We start from the raw sequence: 1478 nt of genomic DNA, 5'->3' as shown, positions 1-1478 counted from the left end.
ATCGCTGCAGTTCGCTCCAAAGTCACCGAAGGTTACCCATTGGCAGATAGCCTAGGTGATTATCCACACGTCTTTGACGAACTGTTTCGCTCTATGGTCGCCGCGGGTGAAAAATCTGGACACCTTGATACGGTTTTAGAGCGCTTGGCGGAGTACGTCGAAAACCGTCAGAAAATGCGTTCTAAGCTGTTGCAAGCGATGATCTACCCTGTCGTATTAGTGGTGTTTGCGGTGGCGATTGTCTCGTTCTTGTTGGCGACCGTGGTACCCAAAATCATCGAGCCGATCATTCAAATGGGGCAAGAGTTGCCACAGTCAACGCAATTTTTGCTGGCGGCTAGTGAGTTCGTCCAAGAGTGGGGGCTGATTATCTTTGCCGTGCTAGTAGTTTGTTTTTATGGCTTAAAACTGGCATTGCAAAAACCAGATTTTCGCTTGTCTTGGGACAGAAAAATCATCAGCTTGCCGCTCGTCGGTAAGATTTCTAAAGGCCTCAATACCGCTCGCTTCGCTCGTACCTTGTCGATCTGTACTTCAAGTGCGATCCCAATTCTTGAAGGTATGCGAGTGGCGGTTGATGTGATGTCGAACCGTTACGTAAAGCAGCAAGTGTTGATTGCTGCAGACAACGTCCGTGAAGGGGCAAGCTTGCGTAAAGCTCTGGATCAAACCCGTCTATTCCCACCGATGATGCTGCATATGATCGCCAGTGGTGAGCAGAGTGGTGAGTTAGAAAGCATGCTGACGCGTGCGGCGGACAACCAAGACCAAAACTTTGAATCTACGGTCAATATTGCGTTGGGAGTGTTCACTCCTGCCTTGATCGCATTAATGGCTGGATTGGTGTTATTCATTGTCATGGCGACCTTGATGCCGATGCTAGAAATGAATAACTTGATGAGCGGATAATATTCGAATTAAGGCGTGTCTAAATTAAGACGTGGCTTGAATCTAACTTTCGGAGAAAAAAATGAAATTTAAGCGTAGTAAGCAACACGGTTTCACACTGTTAGAAGTGATGGTAGTTGTTGTTATCTTGGGTATTTTGGCAAGTTTTGTTGTTCCAAACTTGCTAGGCAACAAAGAAAAGGCAGACCAACAAAAAGCGATCACTGACATTGTGGCGTTAGAGAACGCGTTGGATATGTACAAGCTAGACAACAGCGTGTACCCAACGACAGACCAAGGTCTAGACGCATTGGTTACTAAGCCTTCTAACCCAGAACCGCGCAACTACCGTGATGGTGGTTACATCAAGCGTCTTCCAAATGACCCTTGGGGTAATGCATACCAATACCTAAGCCCTGGTGACAAAGGCACGATTGATATCTTCACTCTAGGTGCGGATGGTCAAGAGGGCGGTGAAGGTCCAGCAGCGGATATTGGCAACTGGAACATGCAAGACTTCCAATAAAATGAGCGCAAGCCAGCACTAATGAAACAAATGCGAAAACATAACGGTTTTACATTGATAGAAA

At 46.6% G+C, this 1478-nt stretch carries 2 protein-coding genes; both read left to right on the top strand.

Annotated elements, in window-relative coordinates; translation table 11 throughout:
- A partial coding sequence (locus R7E42_RS24120; RefSeq protein WP_318073103.1) for a type II secretion system F family protein occupies nucleotides 1-909 on the top strand: 909 nt, incomplete at its 5' end.
- A gap of 61 nt (nucleotides 910-970) precedes the next feature.
- Nucleotides 971-1414, top strand: a complete 444-nt coding sequence (gene gspG / locus R7E42_RS24115) for a type II secretion system major pseudopilin GspG (RefSeq protein WP_318073102.1) — start codon at nucleotides 971-973, stop codon at nucleotides 1412-1414.
- The last annotated feature ends 64 nt before the right edge of the window (nucleotides 1415-1478 follow it).

Origin of the sequence: Vibrio sp. Vb1337 (assembly GCF_033338715.1) — a bacterium.
Classification (GTDB): Bacteria; Pseudomonadota; Gammaproteobacteria; order Enterobacterales; family Vibrionaceae; genus Vibrio; species Vibrio alginolyticus.
Note: the sequence above shows the minus strand (reverse complement) of the source record. Positions and strands in the feature narration are given on the sequence as shown.